The sequence below is a fragment of the Rhodococcus sp. NPDC003322 genome, assembly GCF_053589555.1.
The window spans coordinates 399089-425339 of record NZ_JBSFSC010000005.1; the positions used below are offsets into that span (position 1 = coordinate 399089).

Annotated in this window: 22 protein-coding genes and 2 pseudogenes; 15 read left to right on the forward strand and 9 right to left on the reverse strand. The window is 70.0% G+C overall.

Annotated features, from left to right (window positions below):
- Nucleotides 1-10: 10 nt before the first annotated feature.
- Nucleotides 11-769 carry a GAF and ANTAR domain-containing protein gene (locus ACWDUM_RS21175; protein ID WP_450135466.1) on the reverse strand — a complete coding sequence of 253 codons (759 nt, stop codon included), beginning with the start codon at nucleotides 767-769 and terminating at the stop codon, nucleotides 11-13.
- 74 nt (nucleotides 770-843) lie between these two features.
- Nucleotides 844-1560 (reverse strand): GAF domain-containing protein, encoded by a 717-nt coding sequence (locus ACWDUM_RS21180; protein ID WP_450135467.1) that lies wholly within the window; start codon nucleotides 1558-1560, stop codon nucleotides 844-846.
- A 256-nt stretch (nucleotides 1561-1816) separates the two neighbouring features.
- Between ACWDUM_RS21180 and ACWDUM_RS21185 the strand changes: the two genes are divergently transcribed.
- From ACWDUM_RS21185 to ACWDUM_RS21210, 6 genes are all read left to right on the forward strand, one after another.
- Complete coding sequence (locus ACWDUM_RS21185) at nucleotides 1817-2188, forward strand: cupredoxin domain-containing protein (RefSeq protein ID WP_450135468.1); 372 nt, start codon at nucleotides 1817-1819, stop codon at nucleotides 2186-2188.
- Between the two features lie 27 nt (nucleotides 2189-2215).
- Complete coding sequence (locus ACWDUM_RS21190; protein ID WP_450135469.1) at nucleotides 2216-2791, forward strand: hemerythrin domain-containing protein; 576 nt, start codon at nucleotides 2216-2218, stop codon at nucleotides 2789-2791.
- Nucleotides 2792-2887: 96 nt separating this feature from the next.
- Nucleotides 2888-5077, forward strand: a complete 2190-nt coding sequence (locus tag ACWDUM_RS21195; RefSeq protein ID WP_450135470.1) for an acyltransferase family protein — start codon at nucleotides 2888-2890, stop codon at nucleotides 5075-5077.
- A 108-nt stretch (nucleotides 5078-5185) separates the two neighbouring features.
- On the forward strand, nucleotides 5186-5428 hold the full coding sequence (locus ACWDUM_RS21200) for a hypothetical protein (RefSeq protein WP_450135471.1): 243 nt from the start codon (nucleotides 5186-5188) through the stop codon (nucleotides 5426-5428).
- 57 nt (nucleotides 5429-5485) lie between these two features.
- Complete coding sequence (locus tag ACWDUM_RS21205) at nucleotides 5486-7294, forward strand: glycoside hydrolase family 15 protein (RefSeq protein WP_450135472.1); 1809 nt, start codon at nucleotides 5486-5488, stop codon at nucleotides 7292-7294.
- Nucleotides 7295-7300: 6 nt separating this feature from the next.
- Entirely contained in the window at nucleotides 7301-8338 is a 1038-nt protein-coding gene (locus tag ACWDUM_RS21210; RefSeq protein WP_450135473.1) for an SDR family oxidoreductase, read from the forward strand.
- 2 nt (nucleotides 8339-8340) lie between these two features.
- Here the strand turns inward: ACWDUM_RS21210 and ACWDUM_RS21215 are convergent, their stop codons facing one another.
- The gene (locus tag ACWDUM_RS21215) at nucleotides 8341-9468 is read right to left on the reverse strand and encodes an enolase C-terminal domain-like protein (protein ID WP_450135474.1); all 1128 of its coding nucleotides are present in this window, start codon (nucleotides 9466-9468) and stop codon (nucleotides 8341-8343) included.
- A gap of 82 nt (nucleotides 9469-9550) precedes the next feature.
- Between ACWDUM_RS21215 and ACWDUM_RS21220 the strand changes: the two genes are divergently transcribed.
- Nucleotides 9551-10084: a hemerythrin domain-containing protein gene (locus ACWDUM_RS21220; RefSeq protein ID WP_450135475.1), complete on the forward strand. Its 534-nt coding sequence runs from the start codon at nucleotides 9551-9553 to the stop codon at nucleotides 10082-10084.
- 38 nt (nucleotides 10085-10122) lie between these two features.
- Here the strand turns inward: ACWDUM_RS21220 and ACWDUM_RS21225 are convergent, their stop codons facing one another.
- Nucleotides 10123-11916 (reverse strand): thiamine pyrophosphate-requiring protein, encoded by a 1794-nt coding sequence (locus ACWDUM_RS21225; protein ID WP_450135476.1) that lies wholly within the window; start codon nucleotides 11914-11916, stop codon nucleotides 10123-10125.
- A 155-nt stretch (nucleotides 11917-12071) separates the two neighbouring features.
- Between ACWDUM_RS21225 and ACWDUM_RS21230 the strand changes: the two genes are divergently transcribed.
- From ACWDUM_RS21230 to ACWDUM_RS21245, 4 genes are all read left to right on the forward strand, one after another.
- Complete coding sequence (locus tag ACWDUM_RS21230) at nucleotides 12072-15050, forward strand: FAD-binding and (Fe-S)-binding domain-containing protein (RefSeq protein WP_450135477.1); 2979 nt, start codon at nucleotides 12072-12074, stop codon at nucleotides 15048-15050.
- Nucleotides 14978-15535 carry a type 1 glutamine amidotransferase domain-containing protein gene (locus ACWDUM_RS21235; RefSeq protein ID WP_450135478.1) on the forward strand — a complete coding sequence of 186 codons (558 nt, stop codon included), beginning with the start codon at nucleotides 14978-14980 and terminating at the stop codon, nucleotides 15533-15535. Before ACWDUM_RS21230 ends, ACWDUM_RS21235 begins: the two co-directional genes overlap by 73 nt.
- 71 nt (nucleotides 15536-15606) lie before the next feature.
- Nucleotides 15607-16770: an AI-2E family transporter gene (locus ACWDUM_RS21240; protein ID WP_450135479.1), complete on the forward strand. Its 1164-nt coding sequence runs from the start codon at nucleotides 15607-15609 to the stop codon at nucleotides 16768-16770.
- A 188-nt stretch (nucleotides 16771-16958) separates the two neighbouring features.
- A complete protein-coding gene (locus ACWDUM_RS21245; protein ID WP_450135480.1) occupies nucleotides 16959-17807 on the forward strand; it encodes an SDR family oxidoreductase in 849 nt (282 codons plus the stop codon).
- A gap of 24 nt (nucleotides 17808-17831) precedes the next feature.
- On the opposite strand, the pseudogene ACWDUM_RS21250 reads toward ACWDUM_RS21245, so the two are convergent.
- Together ACWDUM_RS21250 and ACWDUM_RS21255 are read right to left on the reverse strand one after the other, a co-directional pair.
- Nucleotides 17832-19294, reverse strand: a pseudogene (locus ACWDUM_RS21250) (aminotransferase class I/II-fold pyridoxal phosphate-dependent enzyme).
- 74 nt (nucleotides 19295-19368) lie between these two features.
- Complete coding sequence (locus ACWDUM_RS21255; protein WP_450135481.1) at nucleotides 19369-19983, reverse strand: flavodoxin family protein; 615 nt, start codon at nucleotides 19981-19983, stop codon at nucleotides 19369-19371.
- A gap of 157 nt (nucleotides 19984-20140) precedes the next feature.
- On the opposite strand from ACWDUM_RS21255, the gene ACWDUM_RS21260 reads away from it, so the two are divergent.
- On the forward strand, nucleotides 20141-21103 hold the full coding sequence (locus ACWDUM_RS21260) for a TIGR03557 family F420-dependent LLM class oxidoreductase (protein WP_450135482.1): 963 nt from the start codon (nucleotides 20141-20143) through the stop codon (nucleotides 21101-21103).
- Nucleotides 21104-21173: 70 nt separating this feature from the next.
- Nucleotides 21174-21332, forward strand: coding sequence for a hypothetical protein (locus ACWDUM_RS21265; RefSeq protein ID WP_450135483.1), 159 nt, complete (start codon nucleotides 21174-21176; stop codon nucleotides 21330-21332).
- Nucleotides 21333-21372: 40 nt separating this feature from the next.
- On the opposite strand, the gene ACWDUM_RS21270 is transcribed toward ACWDUM_RS21265, so the two are convergent.
- Both ACWDUM_RS21270 and ACWDUM_RS21275 read right to left on the reverse strand, forming a co-directional pair.
- On the reverse strand, nucleotides 21373-22437 hold the full coding sequence (locus tag ACWDUM_RS21270; RefSeq protein WP_450135484.1) for an NAD-dependent epimerase/dehydratase family protein: 1065 nt from the start codon (nucleotides 22435-22437) through the stop codon (nucleotides 21373-21375).
- A gap of 45 nt (nucleotides 22438-22482) precedes the next feature.
- On the reverse strand, nucleotides 22483-23661 hold the full coding sequence (locus ACWDUM_RS21275; protein ID WP_450135485.1) for a zinc-dependent alcohol dehydrogenase: 1179 nt from the start codon (nucleotides 23659-23661) through the stop codon (nucleotides 22483-22485).
- 142 nt (nucleotides 23662-23803) lie between these two features.
- Between ACWDUM_RS21275 and ACWDUM_RS21280 the strand changes: the two are divergent.
- Together ACWDUM_RS21280 and ACWDUM_RS21285 are read left to right on the forward strand one after the other, a co-directional pair.
- Nucleotides 23804-24222, forward strand: a pseudogene (locus ACWDUM_RS21280) (ChaB family protein).
- Nucleotides 24223-24281: 59 nt separating this feature from the next.
- Complete coding sequence (locus tag ACWDUM_RS21285) at nucleotides 24282-25220, forward strand: glycosyltransferase family 2 protein (RefSeq protein WP_450135486.1); 939 nt, start codon at nucleotides 24282-24284, stop codon at nucleotides 25218-25220.
- 146 nt (nucleotides 25221-25366) lie between these two features.
- Here the strand turns inward: ACWDUM_RS21285 and ACWDUM_RS21290 are convergent, their stop codons facing one another.
- The gene (locus ACWDUM_RS21290; protein WP_450135487.1) at nucleotides 25367-25807 is read right to left on the reverse strand and encodes an STAS domain-containing protein; all 441 of its coding nucleotides are present in this window, start codon (nucleotides 25805-25807) and stop codon (nucleotides 25367-25369) included.
- Nucleotides 25808-26251: the final 444 nt, after the last annotated feature.

The following is a 26251-nucleotide window of genomic DNA, read 5'->3' on the forward strand; positions in this document are numbered from 1 at the left end:
GTGCTCCCGGTCACCGGGCGCCGGGCGACCGCACGGTCTCGGCAAGCAGGGCGGCCGGCTCCACCGCGCCGGTGACCAGGTCATGGGCGATGGACGAGAGGCGGATTCCGGTGTTGCGGCTGTGGTCGCGCAACACCTCGAATGCCTGCCCCATCTCGAGGTCGCCTGCCTGTGCGAGGATGCCCTTCGCCTGCTCGATCGTGACCCGGTTGTTCAGTGCCGTCTGCAACTGCTCGGTCAGCACCTCGGCCCGCCGGATCGCGCGTTCCTGGAGGATGCCGATCGTCGCGGCATCCGCGAGTGCTCTCGCGACCTGCACGTCACGCGAACTCAGGGTGCCGGTCTCGGTGCCGAAGAGGTTCAGCGCCCCGATGGTCTGCTTCCGCAGCCGGAGCGGCACCGCATGCACCGACCGGAACCCCTGCTTGAGCGCCTCCGGTGCAAAGCGTGGCCAGCGCGCCGACTCATCGGACAGGTCTGCCGCGGTCACCGTCTCGCCGCTGCCGAATGCCTCGAGGCAGGGGCCCTCGTCGACCTGGAGCTGGAACAGCTCCAGCAGTCGCGTCCGCTCGGTGGAGGACGCCAGCACCTGCAGCCCACCTCGCTGATCGGAGAGCATCAACCCGGCCGCCGCCGCCCCGAGAAGGTTCACACAGTGATTGACCAGCAGGTGCAACAGATCGGCCACGTCGTAGTCGTCGACCAACGTGTCGGCCATGTCGACGAACGCCTGCAACAGCTGTGTTTCGCGTTCGGCACTCGAAGGCACCTGAATCTCCTGCCTGTCGGTCCCTCGGAACCTCAGCGTAGTCGTCTGTGCCGCGTACGGGGGGTCGGCTTCGGTCATGTGTCGATGTCCCCGAGGGGGAGTTGTCGGGTGGTCAGATCCCGGGCGACCTCCTCGACGAGGCGCCCGGCCACGAACGCGTAGGCACGCAGCCGCGCGAGGGCGGCACTCGCCGGGATCCGGTAGTGAGCCACGAGCATGCCGGTGGCCTGATGGACCACGTCGATGTTGCGGGGTGCATCGCTGAGCCATCGGCGATCGGGTTCGACCGTCGCCAGCCCGAGCAGCGCCACGGTGATCACGTCGCCCACGCGCAGTGCGGTGGCGAGTTCGTCACCGTCGAGCAATCCCGGGCTCTCCCGATACAGGCCCAGCGAACCCAGCGCGATCGCGCCCGCCTGCAGCGGGAAGGCGAAGATCGCGGCCACGCGCAGCGAGGCGAGTTCGGTGACGAAAACCGGCCACCTGTCGGAAGATTCGGCCAGATCGGGGACGAGCACGGGGCCACGGTCCGCGACGGCGTCGATGTACGGTCCCTCCCCGAGAGTGAACTGCAGCGCCTCGATCCGTTCGACGACCGGGTCGCTCGCGAAGATCGTCTGGCGGTGCCCGGAACTCGTCGACAGCGCGATGGACATCCCGTCCGCGGCAAGGATCTCGAGGCAGGCACTGCAGGTGTGCAGCAGTGCCTCCAGCGGGTCGGTCCGGGAGCGGAGTGCCTGCAACAGCGACGCCCTGATGGCGGCGACCGGATCCTCGTCACGCGTGCTCATGGCAGCCGTCCAGGGTGACCGGGACACGACGCAACGACTGCATCGTCCTTTCCTCCTCGAGTCACCCCGCTTCCACCAGGTGATGCCCGCGATCGATCCGGCGCAAACGACGGCAGCGGCAGCCGCCACGGCACGCACCGCGCCGCGGCCGGGACGGGGCAGCGGTTTCGGCGGCGGAGAGTCCGGGAACCCCCTGTGGCGACGCAGAACAGCGGCGGTCGAAGTCCGGCAGTCGGCGGACACCCCGGAGGAGAACGTGGATCGGAAGAATGTCGCCATCTGGGCAGCCTCCGCTGCTGTGACGGTGGCGCTGGGCACCGGCTGCTATTCGCCCCGAGGTGTCGAAATCACCGATGCCGGAACACCGACGCGTGCCGCTGCGCTGGTCATCTCCATCGAGAACCACGCGTACGTCCCGACGACACTCACCGTGCGCCCCGGGGTCGAGGTGACGGTCGGCAACGGCGACGACGTCGAGCATTCGGTGACATCGGACGACCCAGGGGAATTCGACCAGGACGTCCGTGGCCGATCGACCACCACCTTCGCCGCACCGATGGCACCGGGAACCTATCCGTTCCACTGCACTTTCCACCCGACGATGCACGGCACCCTCGTCGTGCAATGACAACGTGCTCAGGAGAAGGGAACTCCAATGACCACCCAACAGCAGGACGTCATCGACATCCTGACCCACGACCACCGCGAGGTGGAACGAATGTTCGCCGAACTGGAGGCGCTGCACGGCCAGGAGACCGAGCAGGCCCGCACGCGTCGCAAGGACCTCACCGATCAGGTGACGATCGAGTTGGTGCGGCACTCGGTGGCCGAGGAGGCCGACGTGTATCCCGCGGTGAAGAAGAAGGTCAGCGAATCCGAGGCCGAGCACGCCAAGGAGGAGCACAAGGAGGCCGAGCGCACGATGAAGCGGCTCGAGCGCCTGCAGCCCGACGATCCGACGTTCGAGGCCGAACTGACCACGCTGATGCAAGAGGTCCGTGAACACGTCGCCGAGGAGGAAGGCGAGATGTTCCCCCACATGCGCCAGATCTTCAGCGCCGAAGAACTCGTGGACCTGGGGGAGAAGGTGGAGTCGACGAAGAAGCTCGCGCCGACCCGGCCGCACCCCTCGGCCCCGGACCAGCCACCGGGCGACAAGATCCTCGGCCCGGTCACAGGGCTCCTCGACAGGATGCGGGATGCGGTGACCCATCGCGGCACCGAGGACTGATCCTTCGCCCGAGGGTGTCACCGGCAGAAGCCGCGCTCGCACCGAGAAGCACGGTTTTCCCGCCACGCGAGTCGTGCCTCTGCCAAGATGGCGCGAATGAATTCGGTTGGCATCGCGGAACGCTGGCGCCGCCCGGGCCGCGACCGCCTCGCCGATTCCGACGGTGCGGCGTCCACGCCGGAAGCGACCTTTCGCCCGGACATCGAGGGCCTGCGGGCCGTCGCGGTCCTGGCCGTGGTCCTGTTTCACGCGGGCGTACCCGGCTTCGGCGGGGGATTCGTCGGCGTCGACGTCTTCTTCGTCGTCTCCGGGTTCCTCATCACCGGCCTGTTGTGGCGGGACGTGACCGCCACCGGTTCCGTCCGGATGGCCCGCTTCTACGGCGCCCGTGCCCGCCGGCTGCTCCCGGCCGGCGGTCTCGTGCTCGTCGCGACGGCGGTCGGTTCGGCACTGCTCCTGCCGCCACTGCAGGCACGGGACGCGCTCGGCGACGGGATCGCCAGTGCGCTCTACGTCGGCAACTACCGGTTCGCGATGCGCGGCACCGACTACCTCGCCGCCGCCGCACCCCCGTCACCGTTCCAGCACTTCTGGTCCCTCGGCGTGGAGGAGCAGTTCTACCTGGTGTGGCCGGCGCTGATCGTCGCGGTCGCCTGGGTGGTGCGGCGACGCTCCCGGGCCCGGACCGAGCCCTCGGCGCTGCCGTACCTGCTGGTCCTGGCGGGGGTGGCCGCCGGATCGTTCGCGGTGTCGCTGGCCTGGACCCACACGCAGCCGCCGTGGGCGTTCTTCTCGCTGCCGTCGCGGGCCTGGGAGTTGGCCGTCGGCGGCCTGGTGGCACTGTCCGTCCCGCTGTGGCGCCGGCTGCCCGCACTGCCCGCGGCCTTCGCCGGGTGGGGCGGACTGGGACTGATCGCCCTCGCCTGTGTGCGGTTGGGGGAGACGACACCCTATCCCGGTACCGCCGCCCTGTTGCCGGTGCTCGGCACCGCGCTGGTGATCGGCGCCGGCTGCGCGGTGTCCCGGTGGGGCGTCGGTCGCGGCCTGTCGCTCGGACCGATGCGGGCGATCGGCAGGACGTCCTACTCCTGGTACCTGTGGCACTGGCCCCTGCTGATCCTCGCGCCGGAGCTCGTCGGCCACGAGCTGGGCCTGTCCGGCCGACTCGGTGCGGTGGCGGTGGCCGCCGGGCTCGCGATCCTCACGCTGAACCTGGTCGAGAACCCCGTCCGATTCGCGGCGTCCCTGCGCCGCTCGTCGGTGCGCAGCCTCGCGCTCGGCGGCGCCGTGACCGCGGTCGCGGTGGCGACCTGTCTGGTGCTGCTGATGGTGCGCCCCGTTCCGGTCGGACACGGGCAGGAGGCCGCGGCCTTGACGGTCACCGCACCGACGCAGGTTGCGGCGCCCACCGCCGACCCGCATGACCTCGCGGTGCAGGAACTGACCGCCCAGGTGCAGGCCGCGGTCACTGCGTCGGCCGGATTGGGTCCCGTCCCGTCGAATCTGGCTCCGCCACTGGCCGACGCGCCAGCGAGCAAGCCGGAGGTGTTCCTCAACGGCTGCGTGCGCTCGTGGCTGGAGGTCGGGCAGGATGAATGCGCGTCCGGTGACATCACGTCGCCGACCACCGTGGCCCTGGTCGGCGACTCGCACGCGGCGATGTGGAGCCCGGCGTTCGAGCCGGTCGCCGAGCAGCGGCGCTGGCGACTGCAGACCATGGGCAAGGTCACCTGCCCGCTCCTGGATCTGCCGTTGACCAGCCCGTATCTCGGTCGCGCGTACACCGAATGCGACCAGTGGCGCGGCGAGGTCGTCGCCCGGCTGCAGGCCGAGCGACCGCAACTGATCGTGCTGAGCATGTCCCGCCGGTACGGCGGCGACTTCGGTTTCGCCATGTACGGCCCGGAGTATCTCCGCAGCCTCACCGACATGGTCGCGCAGCTCCGGGCGACCGGCGCGCGAGTCCTCGTCCTCGGGCCGGTTCCGGATCCACACGGTGTCGTGCCGGTGTGCCTGTCCGAGCACCTCGACGACGCCGCCGCGTGCTCGCCGCAGCGGCCGGCGGCGCTCAGCGCGCCCGGCATCGCCGCCGAGGCCGCGGCCACCACAGCCGGAGGCGGCGAGTACGCCGACCTGTCCGAGCTGTTCTGCACGGCCGGCCGCTGCCCGGTCGTGGTCGGCAACGACCTGGTCTTCCGCGACGACAACCACCTCACGATCGAGCACGCCCGGGCGCTGGCACCGGTCGTCGGCGCACTCGCGGACCGCGCCCTCGCCCCGCGCTGACGCGTCCGGATCGGCCGATCGAACGGTCGTCGATCCGGATGCCGGAGATTCGTGATCGCTGTTTCGGGGTATGCCGGTGGCGTAAGGCCAACGGAAGGAAGGGACCTCGTGACCGACGAACACATCGAAGGATCGAACACCGCCCGCGAACACGCCGGTGAGGCGGTGCGCGATGTACGAGGGTGGCCGGGATACGGAGGTGTGATGGGCGGTGTCGTCCTGATCGCGCTGTGTGTGCTCGCCGCCGGCTACGGATACGAGGGCTGGGCGTGGATCAGCGGTCTCGCCGGTGCCGTGGTCCTGATCCTGGGAATCGTCGCGGTCGTAGCCGTGAACCGGCGGAACCATTAGCAGCCGACCCGGCCGGCGTCGGCCACGTGTTCCGACCGCACCGATCGGATGAATGACATGGCGGGCCACGACGAGAACTCGCGCGGAGGCGGCGCGATTGCGGTCGACCTGGGGCATGCGCTGTTCGCTCCGCGGGTCCTGCGCGAGTATGCCCTGCTGGCCGACGGCGAGAGGGGCGTCCTGGTCGGGGCGGAGGGCGAGTGCGCGTGGATGTGTGCCCCGCAATGGGATTCCGAGTCCGTCTTCGCGGCACTGATCGGCGGCGCGGGGGGATATGCGATCACCCCGGCGGCGCGGTCGGTGTGGGGCGGCTACTACGAGCCCGGGTCCCTGATCTGGCGGAGCCGCTGGGTGACGGACGTGGGAATCGTCGAGTGCCGCGACGCGCTGGCCTACCCGGGGGACCGGCATCGCGCAGTTCTGCTCCGCCGGGTGCTGGCCGTCCAGGGCGATGCCCGGGTCCGGGTGGTCCTGGACTGCCGCGCCCGCTTCGGCCACCACCGCATGGCCCGGCTCGAGTGCCGGCACGGACGATGGACGGCCCGGGCCGGCGACCTGCGGATGCGGTGGTCCGGCGCGGAGTGGACGACGCGGCGCGATTCGGGCCCACTCGACGGGGAGCTCACCGTCCCAGAGGGCCGGCATCACGACTTCGTTCTCGAACTGGCCGACCGGCCCCTCGGCGAGAGACCGACCGCCGACGAGCTGTGGGAGACAACCGAACACACCTGGGCTCAGGCCGTGCCGCCCGTCTCGGAGTCGATCGCCCCCGACGACGCACGGCACGCCCACGCCGTCCTCCGCGGGCTGACCAGCACCACAGGCGCGATGGTGGCTGCGGCGACCATGTCGCTGCCGGAACGCGCGGAACAGGGACGCAACTACGACTACCGCTACGCCTGGATCCGCGACCAGTGCTTCGCCGGGCAGGCGGTCGCGGTGACCGGCGCCCACGGCATCCTCGACGACGCGGTGCGGTTCGTCGGCGAACGCCTGCTGGCGGACGGCCCCGGACTCGAGCCGGCGTACACAGTCGACGGCGGCCGGGTCCCCGACGAATCCGATCTCGGTCTGCCGGGCTATCCCGGCGGCGGGGCGCGCACCGGGAACTGGATCACCGACCAGTTCCAGCTCGACACCTTCGGTGAGGCGCTTCTCCTCTTCGGGGCGGCCGGCCGACTCGAACGACTCGACACCGACCACTGGCACGCCGTCGAGCAGGCCGTCGCCGCCATCGAAAGGCGATGGGCCGAGCCCGACGCCGGGATCTGGGAGCTGCACGACGCCAGGTGGGCCCACTCGAGGCTGACCTGCGCCGCGGGTCTGCGCGGCGTGGCGGGGATCGCCTCGCGTACCGACGCCGCCCGGTGGACCGCACTGGCCGACGCGCTCGTCGCGGACACCGCCGCAACCTGCACTCACCCGTCCGGGCGCTGGCAACGCGCGAACGACGACCCCCGCGTCGACTGCGCACTGCTCGCCGCGGCGATTCGCGGTGCGGTACCCGAGGACGACCCGCGGAGCGTCGCGACATACGACGCGGTGCGTGCCGAACTGGCCCACGACGGCTACGTGTACCGCTTCCGGCAGGACGAGCGACCACTGGCCTCCTCCGAGGGGGCGTTTCTGCTGTGCGGGTTCCTGATGGCCCTCGCCGCACACCAGCAGGGACACGAGAGCGAGGCGATGCGGTGGTTCGAGAGGAACCGGGCCGCCTGCGGTCCACCCGGGCTGTTCACCGAGGAGTACGACGTGCAGCAGCGTCAGCTGCGCGGAAACCTGCCGCAGGCGTTCGTCCACGCACTGATGCTCGAGGCGTCGGCCCGCCTGGCCCAGCCGTGGACAGCGGTTCGACACTGGAGGTGAGACGAGATGATTCGTCGGGGCAGCCATCACGATCCGGACCCGCAGGTGGTCGTGGTCACCGGCGCAAGCGGCGGCGTCGGACGCGCCACCGCCGAGGCGTTCGGTGCCCGCGGTGCCGCCGTCGCCGTGCTGGCCCGGGGCGCCGAGGGTCTGCGCGGCGCAACCGACGACGTGAAGGCGGCCGGCGGAACAGCGCTGCCCATCGTCGCCGACGTGGCCGACGCCGACGAGGTCGACGCCGCCGCGAGCGGGATCGAGGCGGAACTCGGTCCGATCGACGTGTGGGTCAACGCGGCGTTCGCGTCGGTGTTCGCCACCTTCGAACACACGACGGCGGCGGAGTTCACCCGGGTGACACAGGTGAGCTATCTCGGGTACGTGTACTCGACGATGGCCGCGCTGGCCCGGATGCGTCCCCGCAACCGCGGCGCGATCGTGCAGGTCGGCTCGGCCCTGGCCTATCGGGGCATCCCCCTGCAGTCCGCCTACTGCGGCGCGAAACACGCCATCCAGGGCTTTAACGAGTCGCTGCGGTGCGAGCTGCTGCACGAGGGGAGCGCCGTGCGAACCACGATGGTCCAACTGCCCGCGATCAACACCCCCCAGTTCTCCTGGGTGCTGTCCCGATTGCCCCGCCAGGCACAGCCGGTGCCTCCGATCTACCAACCCGACGTCGCGGCCCGTGCGGTCGTGTTCGCCGCGGATCACCCGCGACGGCGCGAGTACTGGGTCGGGGGGAGCACCGTGGCCACGCTGATCGCGAACGCGGTTGCGCCAGGCCTGCTCGACCGATACTTGGCGGCAACGGGATTCGACGCGCAGCAGGCCTCCGATCCACGTCCGGTGGACCAGGCGGCCAACCTGTGGGAGCCGGCGGACGGGCCGGACGGCCACGACTACGGGGCCCGGGGGATCTTCGATTCGCGGGCGACCACCCGGTGTCCGCAACTGTGGGCCACCCAGCATCGGGGGGTGGTCGGCGCCGCCTCGGCCGCGGTCATCGGCGGTGCGGGCCTCGCCGCCGGACTCATCCGGCGGCGGTGAGGTCACAGCGCACGAAACCCTTCGATGTCGTTGGTGCGCAACGTGAGCCCGGTGCCGGGCGCACTCGGATCCGGGGTCACGCTACCGCCCGTGGGGTCGAGCACGCCGTCGAAGAACATCGACTCGATCCGAACGTGGTCGTGAAACCACTCCAGATGTCGGATGTTCGGAGTCGCGGCGGCGACGTGCGCGTGCAGGTGCGGCGCACAGTGCGCCGAGACCTCGAGTCCGTGCGCCGCCGCGATCGCGGCCACCCGGGTCCATTCCGTGATTCCGCCGCACCGCGATGCGTCGACCTGGAGGCAGTCGACCGCCTCCGCGTCGCACATCCGCTGGAAGTAGAACGGTTCGCAGCCGTACTCGCCGGCCGTGACATCGGGCTGCACCGCGTTCCGGACCTCCCGCAGCCCGGCCAGGTCGTCGGAACTGACGGGTTCCTCGAACCAGCTGATCCGGTGCTCGCCCGCGCTGTGCGCCACGCGGATCGCCTGCTTGCGGGAGTAACCGCCGTTGGCGTCGACGTACAGCTCGGCGCGATCCCCGACGACCTTGCGGGCCCGGGCGATCCGGGCCAGATCCCGCCCGGTGCGGGTGCCGCGGTCCTGGCCGATCTTGATCTTCACCCGGGGGATGGCCTGCCCGTCGACCCAGCCCGCGAGCTGGTCGCGCAGCCGGGTCTCGTCGTAGTTGACGAGACCGCCGCTGCCGTACACCGGAACCGAGTCGTGAATCCGGCCGAGCAGGGCGCACAGCGGCACACCGAGAATCCGTGCCTTCAGGTCCCACAGTGCGGTGTCCACCGCCGAGATCGCGAAGCCGACGGCGCCCGGGCGGCCGTCGTTGCGTACCGCCCGAATCATCCGGTCGAACACGCCGCCGACGTCCATCGGGTCCGCACCCCGGACCAGTGCAGCGAGTTTCGATTCGACGTACATCGCGCACGCGGCCGGGCCATAGGTCCAGCCGATCCCGATGGCGTCGGCTGCGCGCGCCTCCACCAGCACGATGGTGGTGCTGTCCCATTCGAGCGTGCCGTCGGCCTCCGGGGTCTCGGTGGGGACCGTGTACGCGCGAGCGCGAACGCTCCGGACGACATCACCCGTCGTCGTGTCGGCGGCCGGTCGTGACATGGGGCAGAAGTACCCGCTGTCGGATCCCCGAAACCCGCCATGGCCGTGTTTCGGGTGACTCCCGCCCGGGTAGTTCGCCAGCATGACGACACCGATCCGTTCCACCGACGAAGTCATGCAGTATCTGATCGACCAGCACGCAAGGATCGAGGCACTGTTCGACGACGTGCTCACCGCGCCCGCGGACGCGCGCGATCGCCCGTTCGCGGATCTGCGTCGGATCCTGGCGGTGCACGAGGTTGCGGAGCAGACGGTGGTCCACCCGCGAGCCAGACGAGACCTCGACACGGGTGCCGCAATGATCGACCAGCGCCTCGCGGAGGAACACAAGACCGAGCAGATCCTCACCGAACTCGAGAACATGAACGTCGGATCCGATGAATTCGCGCGTGGCGTCGCCGACCTGAAGGCCGCCGTGATGGTGCATGCGCGACGGGAGGAGGACGGCGAGTTCGACCGGCTGCGCGAGGCGCTGACCGACCAGGAGCTGGAGCGGATCGCGAACTCCGTCCGCCTCGCCGAGACCGTGGCCACCGGGCGGTCGCGGGATCGGGGGCCCGCGGTCCCCTTCGCGGAGATGCTCGCGCAGTTCCGCGGCGAGATCGACCAGCGCTGAACCGGACCGCGACAACCCCTGCGCTCGATCGCCGCCGTTCAATCGCCCCCGTGCGGCAGAAACTCCTGCGCCTTCGCCTTCACCCCGATCTTCACGAGATCCCACGCGTCCTCGTCGCCCTGCAGGACGGCCGCGGCGGTCTTCTTGGCCTGATCAAGGGTGGCGTGCGGTGGGATCGGCGGCATGTGCGGGGAGCAGTGCACGTCGAGGAGACAGGGTCGGTCCGCGGCCAGTGCCTGATCGCAGGCCGCCCCGACGGCGTCGGCGTCCTCGACCGTGATGCCGTCCAGCCCGAGACTCGCGGCGAAACCGGCATAGTCGACATCCGGAAGAGTCTGCGACTCAACGAATTTCGGCGCACCGCTCATGGCCCGCATCTCCCAGGTCACCTGGTTCAGGTCGTCGTTGTGCAGCACGGCCACGATCAGGCGCGGGTCGTCCCATTCACGCCAGTACCGTTTGACGGTGATCAGTTCGGCGAGCCCGTTCATCTGCATCGCGCCGTCGCCGACGAACGCGACGGCGGGTCGGTCGGGGTGGCCGAACTTCGCGCCGATCGCGTAGGGGACGCCCGGGCCCATGGTGGCGAGGTTGCCCGAGAGCGACCCGCGCATCTCGCCGCGCATGGTGATGTTGCGGGCGTACCAGTTCGCCGACGATCCCGAATCGGCGGTGACGATCGCGTTGTCGGGCATCCGCTGGGAGAACTCGTCGAACAGGCGCATGGGGTTGACCGGTTCGGCCTCGAGCATTGCCTGCGCGTGCATGGTCTGCCACCAGCGGTCGACGGTCGACTCGATGTGCTCCCGCCAGGAGCGATCCTCCTGACGGCGGAGCAGTGGCAGCAGCGCCCGCAAGGTTTCGCGGGCGTCGCCGACGAGGTTCACCTCGTAGGGGTAACGCATACCGATCATCCGCGGATCGACGTCGATCTGGACGGCCCTGGCCTGGTCGTAGTCCGGCATGAACTGTGTGTACGGAAAGCTGGATCCGACCGTCAGCAGGGTGTCGCAGTCGGCCATCATCTCGTAGCTCGGGCGGGTTCCGAGCAGGCCGATGGAACCGGTCACCCAGGGTAGGTCGTCGGGCAGGACGTCCTTGCCGAGCAACGCCTTCGCGACGCCCGCGCCGAGCACGTCCGCGACCTCGGTGACCTCGGGGACGGCGTCACGGGCCCCGACCCCGACGAGCATCGCGACCTTCGACCCGCTGCCCAGCACGTCCGCGGCGCGGCGCAGGGAGTCGTCGTCCGGCCTGGCGGTGGGCTGTTCGACGCCCAGGCTCGACGGGACCATCTTGAACTCGTGTCCCGGCGGCTCGTAGTCGAGTTCCTGCACGTCGGCCGGCACGATGACCGCGGTCGGCGCCCGCTGCGTGACCGCGACCCGGATCGCGCGGTCGAGGACGTTCGGCAGCTGCTCCGGGACGGTGACCATCTGCAGGTACTCGCTGGCGACGTCCTTGTACAGGCTCATCAGGTCGACCTCCTGCTGGTAGGAGCCGCCCATGGCGCTGCGGTTGGTCTGACCGACGACGGCGAGCACCGGCACGTGGTCGAGTTTGGCGTCGTAGAGGCCGTTGAGGAGGTGGATGGCGCCCGGGCCCGAGGTCGCGAAGCAGACCCCGAGTCTGCCGGTGAACTTGGCGTAGCCGACGGCTTCGAAGGCCGCCATCTCCTCGTGCCGGGCCTGCACGAACTTGGGCTTGTTGTCCGCGCGGCCCCACGCCGCGAGGATTCCGTTGATCCCGTCACCCGGATAGCTGAACGTGACCTCGACGCCCCAGTCCCGCAGACGTTCGAGGATGTAGTCGGAAACCTTGACGCTGCTCATGAACCGTCCTCCTCCGCACGTGCGCCGGTCACCTGGCGAGGTACCCGAGCCCAGGTCCGGGTAAACGGCCCGGCATTCCACCGGTTTGACACCGACACCGTCGGGTAACCCCTCCGCGGTGGACCGCCACCCGTTCCGACGAGAGGACCGCGTCGATGTCGACCATCTACCAGGCGCTGGAGAGGGCGCTCCGCGGTCAGGTTCGCGGAGAGGTCCGGTTCGATCCCGGCAGCCGGGCGGCCTATTCGACCGACGCGTCCAATTACCGTCAGGTCCCCATCGGCGTGGTCGTGCCCACGACCCCCGACGACGCGGCGGCGGCCGTCGCGGTGTGTCGAGAGCACGACGTTCCGGTGCTTTCCCGCGGGGGTGCCACCAGCCTGGCCGGGCAGTGCTGCAACACCGCGGTGGTGCTGGACTGGACCAAGTACTGCACGCGGGTCGAGTCGGTCGACCCGGACCGCGGAATCGCCGTGGTACAGCCCGGGATCGCGCTCGACCGGCTCAACGACCGGCTTGAGCGCGACGGATGGATGTTCGGCCCGAAACCGTCCACCCATGTCAGTTGCACGATCGGCGGCATGGTGGGCAACAACTCCTGCGGCTCGACCGCGCAGGCCTACGGCAAGACGGCCGACTCCGTGCGCCGACTGGAGGTCCTCACCTACGACGGCCTGCGGATGTGGGTGGGGGAGACGTCCGACGAGGAGTACAACCGGATCCTCGCCGGAGGAGGGGCGCGAGCGGAGACGTACCGCAGGCTGCGCCGGCTGCGCGACACGTATGCGGACGACATCCGCCGCGCCTATCCCGACATTCCACGCCGCGTGTCCGGCTACAACCTCGACTCCCTGCTCCCCGAGCACGGCTTCCACGTCGGACGGCTGCTCGTCGGCTCGGAGAGCACCCTCGTGACCGTCCTGCGGGCCGAACTCGACCTGGTGCGCGTCCCGAACGCGCGGAGCCTCGCGCTGCTCGGGTTCGACGACATCTGCGCCGCCGCGGACGCGGTGCCCGCCGTGCTCGCACACGACCCGGCCGCGCTCGAGGGCATCGACCACCGCCTGGTCCAGCTCGAACACAGCCAGCGGCTCGCGGAGGCGGCGCTGCGCGAACTGCCACCGGGCACTGCATGGTTGATGGTGCAGTTCAACGGCGACGACAGGGACGACGCCGACCGGAAGGCACGGGCGATGATCGACGACCTGCAACGGGAGGTCACGCCGCACACCGAGATCCTCGACGATCCCGCCCACGAGGACCAGGTGTGGGCGGCCCGCGAGGCGGGCCTGGGTGCGACCGCCTATCCGCCGAACGAGCCCGAGACACACGAGGGCTGGGAGGACGCGGCCGTTCCGCCCCGCCGGCTCGGCGACTACCTCCGCGACTTCCGTGCCCTTCTCGACCGCTACGACTACGGAACCGCCTCGCTCTACGGGCATTTCGGGCACGGCTGCGTGCACACCCGCATTCCGTTCGACCTGCGCACCGCCACCGGCATCGCGCGCTACCGGGCGTTCGCACTGGACAGCGCCCGGCTCGTCGTCCGTCACGGCGGCTCCCTGTCCGGCGAGCACGGCGACGGTCAGTCCCGGGCCGAACTGCTGCCGATCATGTTCGGTGCCCGGCTCGTCGGGGCGTTCGAGGAGCTCAAGGCGGTGTTCGACCCTCAGGAGCGGATGAACCCGGGCAAGATCGTGCACCCCTACCGGCTCGACGAGAACCTGAGGCAGGGCGCGAACTACCTGCCCCTAGAACCGGCCACCCACTTCGCCTACCCCGACGACCACCACCGCTTCAGCCGTGCCGCGGCCCGTTGCGTGGGGGTCGGCAAGTGCCGCGGCCACGAATCCGGAGTGATGTGTCCGAGCTACCGCGCCACCGGGGAAGAGGAGCACTCCACCCGGGGCCGTGCCCGGCTGCTGTTCGAGATGCTGCAGGGCGAGGTGATCACGGACGGGTGGCGATCGACGGAGGTGGGCGACGCACTCGATCTGTGCCTGGCCTGCAAGGGATGTCTCAGCGACTGCCCTGTGAACGTCGACATGGCAACGTACAAGGCCGAATTCCTCGCCCACCACTACCGCCGCCGGATCCGTCCGCGGTCGCACTACTCGATGGGATGGCTGCCGCTGTGGGCGCGCGCGGCGGCGGTCGCTCCCGGTGCGGTGAACGCGGTGGCCCGCGCTCCCGGGCTGTCGGCGGCGATCAAGACGGTCGGCGGCGTCGACCGCCGCCGAACGCTGCCGAGGTTCGCGGCGCGGCGGTTCACCGACTGGTACCGGCACCGGCCACCGCCGCGTCACCGCACCGATCGCGGACCGGTGCTGCTGTGGCCGGACACCTTCACCGACAACTTCGACCCGCAGATCGCCCGAGACGCCGTCGTTGTGCTGGAGGCGGCCGGGTTCGAGGTGCGGATCCCACCGCGAACCGCGTGCTGCGGCCTGACCTGGATCTCCACCGGACAGCTGGACACTGCCACCCGCGTCCTGCACCGTACCCTGGTGACACTGCGCCCCGCCCTGCGCACCGGCGAACCAGTCGTTGTGCTCGAACCGAGCTGCGCCGCGGTGTTCCGCAGCGACGCGACCGCCCTGCTGGCAGGCAACGAGGACGCGCGCCGGCTCGCGAAACAGACGGTCACGCTCGGAGAACTGCTGCGGGACAGGGCGCCCGACTGGCAGCCGCCCCACTGCGGGGGCGCCGCGCTGGTCCAGCCGCACTGCCACCAACACGCGGTGCTCGGCACCAGCGCCGACCGCGCGATACTCGAGGACGTGGGCGTTCGCGCGCAGGTGCTCGACGCCGGTTGTTGCGGGTTGGCCGGGAACTTCGGCTTCGAACGTGGCCACTACGACATTTCCGTCGCGTGTGCCGAGGACAAGTTGCTGCCCGCGGTGCGCGCCGCCGACCCCGGAACTCTGCTCGTCGCCGACGGTTTCAGCTGCCGCGCCCAGCTGCGCGAGCTCGACCCCGGATCGGCACCTGTCCACGGCGCACAGGTCCTCGCCGCCGCACTCGAGCGGCGACCCGTCCACGACAACCGGAAGGAACCCTCATGGCACCGTCACCGAAGGACAAGAAGATTGCGTTTCTCGTTGCGATGGAAGGCGTCGAGCAGGTCGAACTGACCGAGCCATGGCAATCCGTCGTCGATGCGGGCGGCGAGGCCGTCCTCGTGTCCACCGAGCAGGGCAAGGCACAGGCCTTCAATCACCTGGACCGAGGAGACAGCTTCGACGTCGACGTGACCGTGAACGACACGTCCGCAACCGATTTCGATGCTCTGGTGCTTCCGGGAGGGGTCGCGAACCCGGACCAGTTGCGCACGAATCCCGAGGCCGTCGACTTCGTGCGCGGGATCGTCGACACCGGCAGGCCGGTCGCCGTGATCTGCCACGGACCGTGGACGCTGGTCGAGGCGGACGTGCTGCGGGGACGGACACTGACATCGTGGCCGAGCCTGCGCACGGACATCACCAACGCCGGCGGACACTGGATCGACGACGAGGTCGTGACCTGCACCAACGGACCCAACATCCTGATCTCCAGCCGCAAACCCGCCGACCTGCCCTCATTCTGCGATCGCCTTCTCGACGTGTTCTCGTCCGCGTAGGACCGGTCGACCGCACAACTCGACTTCGGGACGACGGGACGACGACGAGAGGGCGGACTCCAGGAGAGGACATGGCGGACCGAGAGCACCAGCACGACGCCGGCGTGGGACTGCCGCACACGCCCGCCGAGAGCGAACCGATCCGCGTGGCGGAGGCCCGCGCCGCCGGCCTCGGCTCGCGCGAGCATCCGCGGGGCGTGCCGGGGCCGCCGTTCAACCGCCGGTCGCCGTTCCTGGTCGGCATGGCCGCCGCGGCCGGCGTGGTGGTCGTCCTTGCCGGCGTCGAGGTGATCATCTCCACACGCCAGATGCTGCTGCTGATCGCGCTCGCCGTGTTCCTCGCGATCGGTCTCGAGCCCGCGGTGTCCTGGCTCGTGCGTCGCGGGTTTCCCCGATGGGCAGCCGTGACGACGGTGTTCGTGGTGGCACTGGGGCTGGTCGCTGGGTTCCTCGCCCTGGCGATACCACCGCTGATCAACCAGGGCGGCGCCCTCGTTCAGAGCGCCCCCGACCACCTGCACGACCTGGAGCGCAGATACCCGGTCATCGACCGGCTCAGCAGCCGCCTTCACATCCAGGACCAACTCGAGCACGCGCTCGACCAGTCGGGGTTCGGCCTGGTCGGCGGGCTCGTCGGGGCCGGACGTGTGGTGTTCGGAGCGGTGAGCGGCAGCGTGATCGTGACGGTCCTGACCGCCTACCTGCTGGCGGACTTCCCGCGTGTGCGCGCCTCCCTGTACCGGCTCGTCCCGAGCGCCCGCCGGCCCCGCACCATCCTGATCGGCGACGAGGTCCTCGCCAAGGTCGGCGCCTACGTCCTCGGCAATCTGCTCATCTCGCTCATCACGGCCGCCGCCACCTTCGTCTGGCTCGTCGCGTTCGGCGTGCCGTACGCCCTGCTCCTCGCCGTCCTGGTCGGCGTCCTGGACCTGATCCCGATCGTCGGCTCGACCCTCGCGGGGATCGTCGTCGCCCTGGTCGCGTTGTCCGTCTCCCTGTCGGTGGCGATCGCCACCGTGGTCTTCTTCCTGGTGCTGCGACTGCTCGAGGACTATCTCCTCGTCCCGAAGATCATCGGTCGCAGTGTCCGGGTGCCGCCCCTGGTGACGGTGGTCGCGGTGCTCGTCGGCGGCGCCCTCCTCGGCATGCTGGGAGCGCTGCTCGCGATCCCGGTCGCCGCCGCGGTGCTGCTGATCGTCCAGGAGACCGTCCTGCCCCGACTCGACAGCGAGTAGCGGCGGGTGAGAGTGCTCGGTGGCTGCCGCGGAATACGGCGGAGCGGGTCACAGGGTTGTGTCCACGATCCGCATTCCGTGCTTTGCCGGGTTCGCGCTGACCGGATGACCTCGCCGGCCTCCGTCCGCCTCTGCTCGGGGTTGCTTGCTGCCCGTTTGAGGTGCCCTCCACGAGGTACCCGACGGACATGAGCGAACACGCACCCCACACGATCGACTACCCCGGCCACACCTCGGAGATGGCAGAGCAACCCAGAGACGAGATGCGCGCCTACCGCGGCAGCAATCTGCTCGCGGGGAAGAAGGCCCTCGTCACCGGCGGTGATTCCGGGATCGGCCGTGCGGTCGCGGTGGCGTTCGCGAAGGAGGGCGCCGATGTTGCGATCGCCTATCTCGAGGAGGACCGGGACGCGGCCCACACCGCCGAACTGGTACATGCGGAGGGCCACGCCTGCCGCACCTACCGCGGCGACCTGGCCGATCCGCGGCTCTGCCGCGAGACTGTCGAACGCGCCGCCACCGAACTCGGTGGCCTCGACATCGTGGTCAACAACGTGGCCTATCAGGCGCCGGTGGACGACTTCCTGGAACTGTCCGAGGAGCAGTGGCGTCGCACCTTCTCGGTGAACATCGACAGCTTCTTCCACGTCACCCAGGCGGCCGTTCCCCACCTCGCCCCGGGGTCGGCGGTGATCAACACCGGATCGGTGAACGGGTTGCGGGGCAACAAGTCACTGATCGACTATTCCGCCACGAAGGGAGCGGTGACAGCCCTGACATACGCTCTCGCGCAGTCCCTCCTCGATCGGGGAATCCGGGTCAACTGTGTGGCCCCGGGCCCGGTGTGGACGCCGCTTATCCCGGCGACGATGGACCGGGAGAAGGTGGCCGACTTCGGGAAACAGGCGCCGTACGGGCGCGCTGCGCAACCCGACGAGATCGCACCGTCGTACGTCTTCTTCGCAGCCGGCCAGCTGTCGTCGTACTACTCGGGCGAGGTGCTGGCGCCACTCGGCGGCGAAACCCTGCCCGGCTGAGGCCCACCCACTGCTGAGGGCCATTCACGCGCTGACCACCCGCACCGTGTCGAGGGCGGGATCCGTCGCGTCGGGTACTGCCATCCCGGCACGAAGCCCGCTACGCAGATAGTCGAGCACCGCGCGGTCGAGCCGCTCGCCGGGCACGACGGCGGGGATACCGGGCGGGTAGGGCGTGAGCTGTTCGGCGGCGACCCTGCCCACTGCCCGGTCGGCGGACACCGACTCGGCCGGACCGAAGAACGCCTCACCCGGCGTCATCTCGGAGTTCAGCTGCAGCTCCTCGGGAGAGGGCAGGTCACGGCCGGCGCCGAAGGAAAAGACCCTGCGGCCGAACTCAACTCGGACAGTGCATGCACCAGACGATCGGCGGTGCCCTCGTCGTCGGCCATCGACATCGTGGCCAGGATCCGCCGGTGGTCGGACAGCCCCACGTCCACACCGCAGTGGTCGCGGAGCCAGTCCGCGCACTGGTAGCCGGACGCCCCTGTGCCAGTGACGTCGATCAGGACCTGCAACAGGTCCAGATCATGCGAGGCCTCCTTGCCGCACAGCCGGTCCTCCAGCACGGACATTCCGTCGATCCCGGCAATCCGGTCGCGTGTCCGCCGGGCCAGCGTCAGCGCCGACCCCAACAACCGGCCGCCGCGTTCGACCATCTGGCGGCGCCAGCCGTCGAGGGCGCAGTAGATCATCACATTCGGGCTCGTCGTCATGAGCAGGTCCGCGCAGGCCGAGAGGTGGTCACCGTCGATGAGGTCACCCTGCCGGTGCAGCACCGAACCCTGCTCGAAACCGGCGCCCATCTTGTGGACGCTCACCACACAGACATCGGCACCGGCGTCCATCGCCCAGGTGGGCAGGTCGTCGTGGAACGGAAAGTGCGCTCCCCATGCCTCGTCGATGATCAGCGGTTTGCCCCGCTCGTGGCACACTTCGGCGATCCCGGCGATGTCCGCGCACGTGCCGTAGGGGCTCGGGCTGACCACCAGCGCACCCGCGGCATCCGGGTGGCGCTCCCACCCGTCCCGTACCTGGTCCGGTGACGGGGGGTGGGACAAATGCATGTCGGCGTCCCAGCGAGGAGTGATCCATCGGGGCATCACGCCGCTGAAGATCAGCCCCGCGACCACCGACTTGTGGGAGTCCCTCCCGAGCAGCAACCCGCCCGGGTCGTTACCCGCGACCGCCATCATCGCGGCCTTCACCGACAGCGAGCTGCCGCACGTGGAGAAGAACGCCTGCTCGGCGCCGACCGCATCGGCCATCAGCTCCTCCGCGTCGGCCAGATACCGGTGGCTGGATCGCCGGTCGTCGAGACCGGACGCGGCGAGCACATCTGATCGGAACGGCTTCACGCCGAGTACCTCGGTCACTCGGGGGTCTGCGCCCCGGCCTTGCCGGTGCCCGGGCGGGGTGAATCCGTATCGGCCGCGGCGGTGATGGTCCGCCAACGCCTCCAGCATCGGTGCGCGCGACTGATCCATGCCTCTGGGGTACCCGGCGTCGCACCACGTCAACCCGGGGGCGCATCCTGTGTCGACAGATTCCGACGCGCAGGTCAGTCCGGGTAGGGCGGGTACCCGTTATCGCGCAGCAGCGCGCTCACCGTGGCGGCGTTGCGTGCCGCGGTCGCGGTGGTGCGGGCCACGGCCTCCGGGACCGCGTCGAGATCCCGATAGTCCACACCGGACATCGCCTCGCCGTTCCAGTAGGTGCAGCCCTGGGCGGGGATGGTGAACCCGATGTCGTCGAGCGACTGGAACACGTCCGCCACGATCTTGTGCGCGCCGTCCTCGTTGCCGACCACCGCGACAATCCCGACCTTGCCGAGCATCGCCGGGCGCCCCTCGTCGTCGGTGTTGCCCAGCTCTGCATCGAGGCGTTCGAGCACCCGTTGGGCCACGCTGGACAGGTGCCCCAACCAGGTGGGCGTCGCGAAGACCAGAATATCCGCGGCCAGGATCCGGTCCCGCAGTTGCGGCCACTGGTCGCCGTCGCCCATGTCCGCCTCGACGCCTGGGCGAATGTCGTAGTCGACCGGCCGCAGCACGTCGCCGTGCAGGCCGTGCTCGGCGAGACAGGACATCACCTGCCCCGCGAGCAGATCGGTGCTCGACGGCGCCGGGCTCGGTTTGAGCGTGCACGAGACTGCGAGAGCGCGTGAAGTGGTCATGAGCGGTGGCATACCCGGGCCTGGCCGCGCTCAATCGCCGTTGGGCGGGGCCGCCGACAGGTGCAGGCAGAGCGCATCGCGCCGTGTGAGCCGGCGTGATCGGGGGTAGTCCGCAGAGACCGAGCCGCACGCCCGACCGCGACCTCAGGAGGCTGGAATGGAGATCGGATACAAGCTCTTCGCGGAGGGCTATTCGCCGACGGATCTGCTGCGCCAGGCCGAGCGTGCCGAGGAGGTCGGCTTCGACTTCGTCGAGATCAGCGATCACTTCCATCCATGGCTGGATTCGCACGGCCACTCGGGCTTCGCCTGGTCGGTGCTGGCCGCGATCGCGGCCAGCACCGAACGCCTCGGGCTGGCGACCGGGGTCACGTGCCCGTTCCTGCGCTATCACCCCGCGGTGATCGCGCAGGCGGCCGCGACGACCGCGCTGCTGTCCGGTGGGCGGTTCGTGCTCGGCCTCGGATCCGGGGAGCGGCTCAACGAGCACGTCGTCGCCAGGGGCTGGCCGCCGGTCGACATCCGGCAGGAGATGCTGCGGGAGGCGGTCGAGATCATGCGCCTGCTGTGGTCCGGCGGGTACCACTCGTACCGCGGCACCCACCTGCAACTCGAGGACGCGCGGGTGTTCGACCTTCCGGCCGAGGCGCCGCCCGTCGTCATCGCGGCCGGCGGCGCCGCGGCGGCACGGCTGGCCGCCGAGCACGGCGACGGACTGTTCGCGACCGAGGCGAGCGAGGACCTCGTGCGCGACTACACCGGGGCGGGCGGCGCGGGACCGCGCTACGCGGAGGTCTCGTTGTCCTGGGCTCCGTCCGAGGAGGCGGCCGCCGAATCCGCCCGCGAGATGTTCCGGTTCGGGGCGCTCGGCTGGCCCGTACAGGCCGAACTGCCGAACCCCTCGGGATTCGAATCCGCCTCCCGCTACGTCACCGTCGACGACATGCGCTCATCCTTCGGGTGCGGGCCGGACGTCGACGCGCATGTGGCGGCCGTGCGCCGGTACGTCGACGCCGGGTTCGACCATCTGGTGCTGACCAACGCCGGCCCCGACCCTGACGGGTTCTTCGACTTCTTCGCCGCCGAGCTCGCACCCGCGATCGGGAAGCTCACCGACTGACCGAGACCAGGCTGGCCGGGTCGGCGCGGGTCGGGTTTCGCGTCACCACGGCCGGGGCACCCCGAGGCTCATGAGCGAGAAGCGCATGCCGTCGAACTCGTCCACCGAGCCGTACGATGCCCGGCTGGATCCGGACTCGGACCCGGAGATGATGACCAGCAAGGCGCCCCGGCAACCGAACCAGGCCGAAGGCGCGGACGATCCAGAGGAGACGACCCCAGCTTCCTGATCGTCTCTCTCGAAGCCTCGAGTCGATCGGCGCCGCGTGCTCACGCGCGCTGCCCGACCCCACCGGCGACCTCGTGCAGACGACGCCGAACGTTGTCCTCGGCGAGCGGGGCCGTCGGCATTCCCGCGCCGTCGTGCAATCCGCCGAGGAACTCCTCGAGCGTGGCCTCGGGCGTGTGCGACGGCTCCCATCCCAGTACGGTCCGCGCCCGGGTCGAGTCCAGCAGCGGTATCCGCACTGCGGTGTCGAAGAGTCCCGGTGAGGCGGGGACCATGTGCAGGTGCCAGGCGGCGGCGAGCGCGGTCCGCGCCGCTCCGCGCGCGGTCGGCACCCGCCGCGCGCCCATCATCTCCGCCAGCGCAGACCCGTCGAGCGGCGGATCGGTCGCCAGGTTGAACGGGCCACGAACCTCGCGCAGCACGGCCCGCGCGTACGCGTCCGCAGCGTCGTCGGTGTGCAGTACCTGCACACGCAGCCCGTCGATGGAGGGGACGACGGGGATCCGTCTCGGTGTCGCCACACGGCCGGGCACCAGGGGCCCGAGGGACAGCCGCCGCTGAGAGGTCGCCGATTCCCGCTTGAACAGGAAACACGGCCGCATCCTGACCACTCGGACCTCGGGGTGGATCACCTCGAAGGTGTCGAGCCAGCGCTCGAGGTACGCCTTCTCCCGCGGGTACGCGGCGCCCGGCCAGCCGTGTGTGGGCCACTGCTCGTCGACCGCATGGTCGGACGGACCCGGCGAATACGCCGCCACCGACGACGCGTGAACGAGGGCGGGCACCTCGTGGCGGGCGACCGCCTCGAAGACCCGGATCGCACCGAGCACGTTGTTGTTCCACGTCGTTTCGGTCCGGCGGGTCGGTTGGAAGAGCCACGCGAGGTGGACCACCACGTCGGCCCCGCGAACCACCTCGTCGAGGTCGTCCGACGCGACATCCGCCTGCATCAGCGTCGTCTTCGGCGGCCGCCACTCGGTCTGCCGACGGGCGACCGCGACGATCGACCCGACCTCGCCGGCCCGGCCGAGCGCCTCCACCACGCTCGTCCCGACGTTGCCGGTGGCTCCGACAACCACGACCCGCAGGCCGGAATTGTGCACCATTGCCATCTCCTCGAATCCGATCGGAGTGCGCCGAATGCCGCCTACTCACGGCTTCAGCAGGATCTTGACCGCGCCGTCGTGCTTGTTCTGGAAGATGTCGTAGGCGTGCGGTGCGTCGTCGAGCGGCAGCTCGTGGGTGGCGAACGAGTCGACGCCGAGCGGGTCGTCGTCGCTCAGCAGTGGCAGGATGTCGTCGGCCCATCGCTTCACATTGGCCTGGCCCATCCGGAGCTGTATCTGCTTGTCGAACAGCGTGAACATCGGCAGGGGATCCAGTGCGCCCCCGTACACGCCGACGAGGGAGATCGTGCCGCCGCGACGAACGACGTCGATCGCGGTGTACAGCGCGTGCAGGCGATCGACCCCGGCGTGCGTCATCAACGGCCGCGCCACCCGGTCCGGCAGGACCGCGGTTGCCTGTTGGAGAAGCCGGACACCGGGGGAGCCGTGCGCCTCCATCCCGACTGCGTCGATCACCGAATCGGGCCCACGCCCGTCGGTGAGATCACGGATCGCGTCTCCCGGGTCCGGGGAGTCGTCGATGTCGACGACCTCGATGCCGCGCGACCGCGCCCGGTCCAGACGCTCGGGCACGAGGTCGACGCCGATCACGCGGGCCCCGCGGTGCGCCGCCACCCGCGCCGCCATGTCACCGATCGGTCCGAGACCCAGCACCACCACCGAGCCGCCATCCGGGATCGCGGCGTACTCCACGGCCTGCCAGGCGGTGGGCAGGACATCCGACAGATACACGAACCGGGAATCCGGCGGACCCTCCGGAACCGAGATGTGGGTGTACTGCGCGTGCGGCACCCGCAGGTACTGCGCCTGCCCGCCGGGAACCTGGCCGTACAGCGCGGAGTAACCGAACAGCGCGGCGCCGCAGCCCTGCTCACGGACCTGCGTGGTCTCGCACTGCGTGGGCAACCCGCTCCGGCACATGTGGCAATCTCCGCACGCGATCTGGAACGGAACCACCACACGGTCACCTTCGTGCAGGCCGGTCACCTCACCACCGACCTCGCGCACCACCCCCATCGGTTCGTGCCCGAGCACGTCACCGGCCGTCATGAACGCGCCGAGCACCTCGTACAGGTGCAGATCCGACCCGCAGATACCGGTCGTCGTGACCTCTACGATCGCGTCGGTCGGTTCGACGATCGCGGGATCGGGCACGGTTTCGACGCTGACCTTCCGCTTGCCCTGCCACGTCACGGCCCTCATGTCATCTCCTCGGTTCGCGGTTTCTCCCCGAGTGCCCACACAGGCCAGGGTTCACCCCCCCCGTTTCGAGGCCGGCCGCTGCGGGTAACTCGCCTGCGGACGGTCTCCGGTGAGACCGGCGCACACGAAAGGACGAGCCAGGATGCCGAAGACGACGAAGAGCGGAGCGCCGAAGCAGAGCGAGTTGCCCAGCACCCTGCGACGGTCCGACGACAAGGCGCAGCGGACATTCGCCGAGGCGCACGATGCGGCACTGGAGCAGTACGGCAGCGAGCAGCGCGCCCACCGCGTCGCCTACGCGGCGCTCAAGCACAGCTACGAGAAGGTCGGCGACCACTGGGAACGCAAGGGCCACCGCGGTCCGTCCGACGAGCGCGCGGAAAGCGGCGGCCCGAACGCCCGTGGGCGCAGCCGCGGCGGGGTCGATGCCCACGCCGGCAAGGACCACCTGATGGGCATCGCACGCCGACTCGACATCCGCGGCCGGCGAGGATGCGCAAGGCCGAACTTCTCGACGCCATCGAGGAGGCCAACCGGCGCGCGACGGCGGCGTCCCGCTGACGGATTCATGGGGGCGTCACCGGGTTTGCCGCGCGGGCGCCGCGGGTAGCCACCACGCCATGGCCGCCCAGGTGACTTCACTACACGGAAGGACCACAGTCGTCATCGCCACCCGCAACCGTGCGCTGGAACTCCAGCACACGCTTGCCGAACTCCGCAGATTGCGACCCTCGCCGCCGGTCATCGTCGTCGACAACGCGTCGACCGACGCAACCGTGGAAGTCGTCGACGCCGTCAACGAACACGGTGCCTGGAGCCCGCTGATCAAGCGCGTCGCGTTGAGCCGCGACCTCGGGTGCGCGGCCCGCAACGTCGGGGCCGAGTTGGCCTCGACGCCCTACATCGCATTCTGCGACGACGACTCGTGGTGGGAACCAGGAGCACTGGAACGGGGCGAGCACGTCCTCGACTCGCACCCCACCGTCGGGCTCCTCGCGGCCCGCATGGTGACGATGCCGGACGAGCGCGACGATCCGGTCTCGGAGGGCCTGGAGTGCAGTCCGCTGGGACGCCGGCCGGACCTGCCGGGCGTGTCGGTGCTCGGTTTCCCGGCATGCGCGGCGATGGTGCGTCGAGACGCCTACCTCGAGGTGGGCGGGTTCAACAAGCTCCTACAGTTCGCCGGCGAGGAGGACCTGCTCGCGATCGACCTGTCCCGGCACGGATGGGACCTGTGCTACCTGCCGGACCTGGTGGTGTATCGCAAGCCGATGCGTATCCGTCTGCACCGCGGAGCGCGCCTGCGGCGCGAGGAACGCAACCGGATCCTCACCGCCGTCATGCGGAGGCCCGTCACACACTGCGCCCGGCTTGTCCGGAAGCTACTGGCCGAAACCGCACACGACCCGCGAAATCTGGCGCTGTGGGTGTCGCTCGCGCGGCGGGTGCCCGCGGCGGCGTGGAGGCGGGCCCCGATCGCCGCCGAACTCGAGAGCCGAGTTCGACTCGTCGAGGCCGAAGCCGAGCACCGGGCCCGCGGTGGCGCGGAGCGGCTCTGATCGCCGACGCGACACCGTCCGCACGTTCAACCCCGGTGCTCGTCGATAGCGAGGCCGCCGGAGCGCACACTCAGCTCCGGCGGCCCCTCGGATCGGGCGCGCACCCTCGAGAAGCCCCGCACGCCCGATGGCTTCATCTGGCTCGGTTACTGCCGCGACCGGACGAGCACGTAGTCGAGATCGACGTGCGCGGAAAGCTCCGCACGTCGAGCCTCCACGGCCGCACGAACGCTCGGGAAACAGCGGAAGTGCTGGTCCGCGTCGACGACCTGCAACACCCGCCGGGAACTCTCGTCGGGGACGAGGAGCATCGCCAGGCCACGGAGATCCGCGTGGAGCTGAGCCTCAGCGAGGGCCTGCACACCCGCAATCGACACGAAGCCGGCGTGCGAGAAGTCGACTATGACGGTGCGACGTGCTTCGCGGAGGGCCTTGTCCAGGCCCTTGACGAAGTCGGCGATCACCCGCGCGTCAACGTCGCCGACCACTGAGGCAATGGTCGGGCCCGGGCCACGGACACGACAACGCCCGGCGCCGTTGACGGATTCGACGAGCGGGTGGGCCAAGCAATGAATATGAACGCGCACGGCGAACCTCCAACGTGGTCGAACGCAGCTGTTTGCTCAACCGCCGAATGGATTGGGTGGGCCGCGGGGAGTGTCGACCGACAGCGAGGTCCGGGCCGTCAGCGTCAAGGTCGAATCGAAACCCACTACCGGTCTAGCACTCCGCGACAGCCACGGCAACGGACCAATTGTCCAGTCAGGCCGGGCCAAGACTGGACAGGTCGTTGCAGACAGACAGTCTCCCTCACGGCCCGACGCCCCCACCTCCCTCACACGGATGCCGGGGGGTCGCCTGCCTCAAGGCGTGCACGCGCACTCCCGACGACGACGCTCCGGGGCCGAGAGGTTTTGGCCTGGCCAGCGGATGTGGGTGCGCACGGCGAGACGTCCGCGGGGGCCGGTCACGGCTGCGGGGCAGCTCGCAACGTGGTGTCACGCCGTACGGGCGCAGTGCGCAGAGCCGGA

Coding starts and splice junctions, on each gene's coding strand:
- ACWDUM_RS21260 (WP_450135482.1), top strand. CDS start 20,141: ATGGAGATCGGATACAAGCTCTTCGCGGAGGGCTATTCGCCGACGGAT.
- ACWDUM_RS21215 (WP_450135474.1), bottom strand. CDS start 9,468: ATGTCACGACCGGCCGCCGACACGACGACGGGTGATGTCGTCCGGAGC.
- ACWDUM_RS21225 (WP_450135476.1), bottom strand. CDS start 11,916: ATGAGCAGCGTCAAGGTTTCCGACTACATCCTCGAACGTCTGCGGGAC.
- ACWDUM_RS21180 (WP_450135467.1), bottom strand. CDS start 1,560: ATGAGCACGCGTGACGAGGATCCGGTCGCCGCCATCAGGGCGTCGCTG.
- ACWDUM_RS21210 (WP_450135473.1), top strand. CDS start 7,301: ATGATTCGTCGGGGCAGCCATCACGATCCGGACCCGCAGGTGGTCGTG.
- ACWDUM_RS21235 (WP_450135478.1), top strand. CDS start 14,978: ATGGCACCGTCACCGAAGGACAAGAAGATTGCGTTTCTCGTTGCGATG.
- ACWDUM_RS21275 (WP_450135485.1), bottom strand. CDS start 23,661: ATGAGGGCCGTGACGTGGCAGGGCAAGCGGAAGGTCAGCGTCGAAACC.
- ACWDUM_RS21220 (WP_450135475.1), top strand. CDS start 9,551: ATGACGACACCGATCCGTTCCACCGACGAAGTCATGCAGTATCTGATC.
- ACWDUM_RS21245 (WP_450135480.1), top strand. CDS start 16,959: ATGAGCGAACACGCACCCCACACGATCGACTACCCCGGCCACACCTCG.
- ACWDUM_RS21195 (WP_450135470.1), top strand. CDS start 2,888: ATGAATTCGGTTGGCATCGCGGAACGCTGGCGCCGCCCGGGCCGCGAC.
- ACWDUM_RS21285 (WP_450135486.1), top strand. CDS start 24,282: ATGGCCGCCCAGGTGACTTCACTACACGGAAGGACCACAGTCGTCATC.
- ACWDUM_RS21270 (WP_450135484.1), bottom strand. CDS start 22,437: ATGGTGCACAATTCCGGCCTGCGGGTCGTGGTTGTCGGAGCCACCGGC.
- ACWDUM_RS21255 (WP_450135481.1), bottom strand. CDS start 19,983: ATGACCACTTCACGCGCTCTCGCAGTCTCGTGCACGCTCAAACCGAGC.
- ACWDUM_RS21190 (WP_450135469.1), top strand. CDS start 2,216: ATGACCACCCAACAGCAGGACGTCATCGACATCCTGACCCACGACCAC.
- ACWDUM_RS21205 (WP_450135472.1), top strand. CDS start 5,486: ATGGCGGGCCACGACGAGAACTCGCGCGGAGGCGGCGCGATTGCGGTC.
- ACWDUM_RS21240 (WP_450135479.1), top strand. CDS start 15,607: ATGGCGGACCGAGAGCACCAGCACGACGCCGGCGTGGGACTGCCGCAC.
- ACWDUM_RS21230 (WP_450135477.1), top strand. CDS start 12,072: ATGTCGACCATCTACCAGGCGCTGGAGAGGGCGCTCCGCGGTCAGGTT.
- ACWDUM_RS21265 (WP_450135483.1), top strand. CDS start 21,174: ATGAGCGAGAAGCGCATGCCGTCGAACTCGTCCACCGAGCCGTACGAT.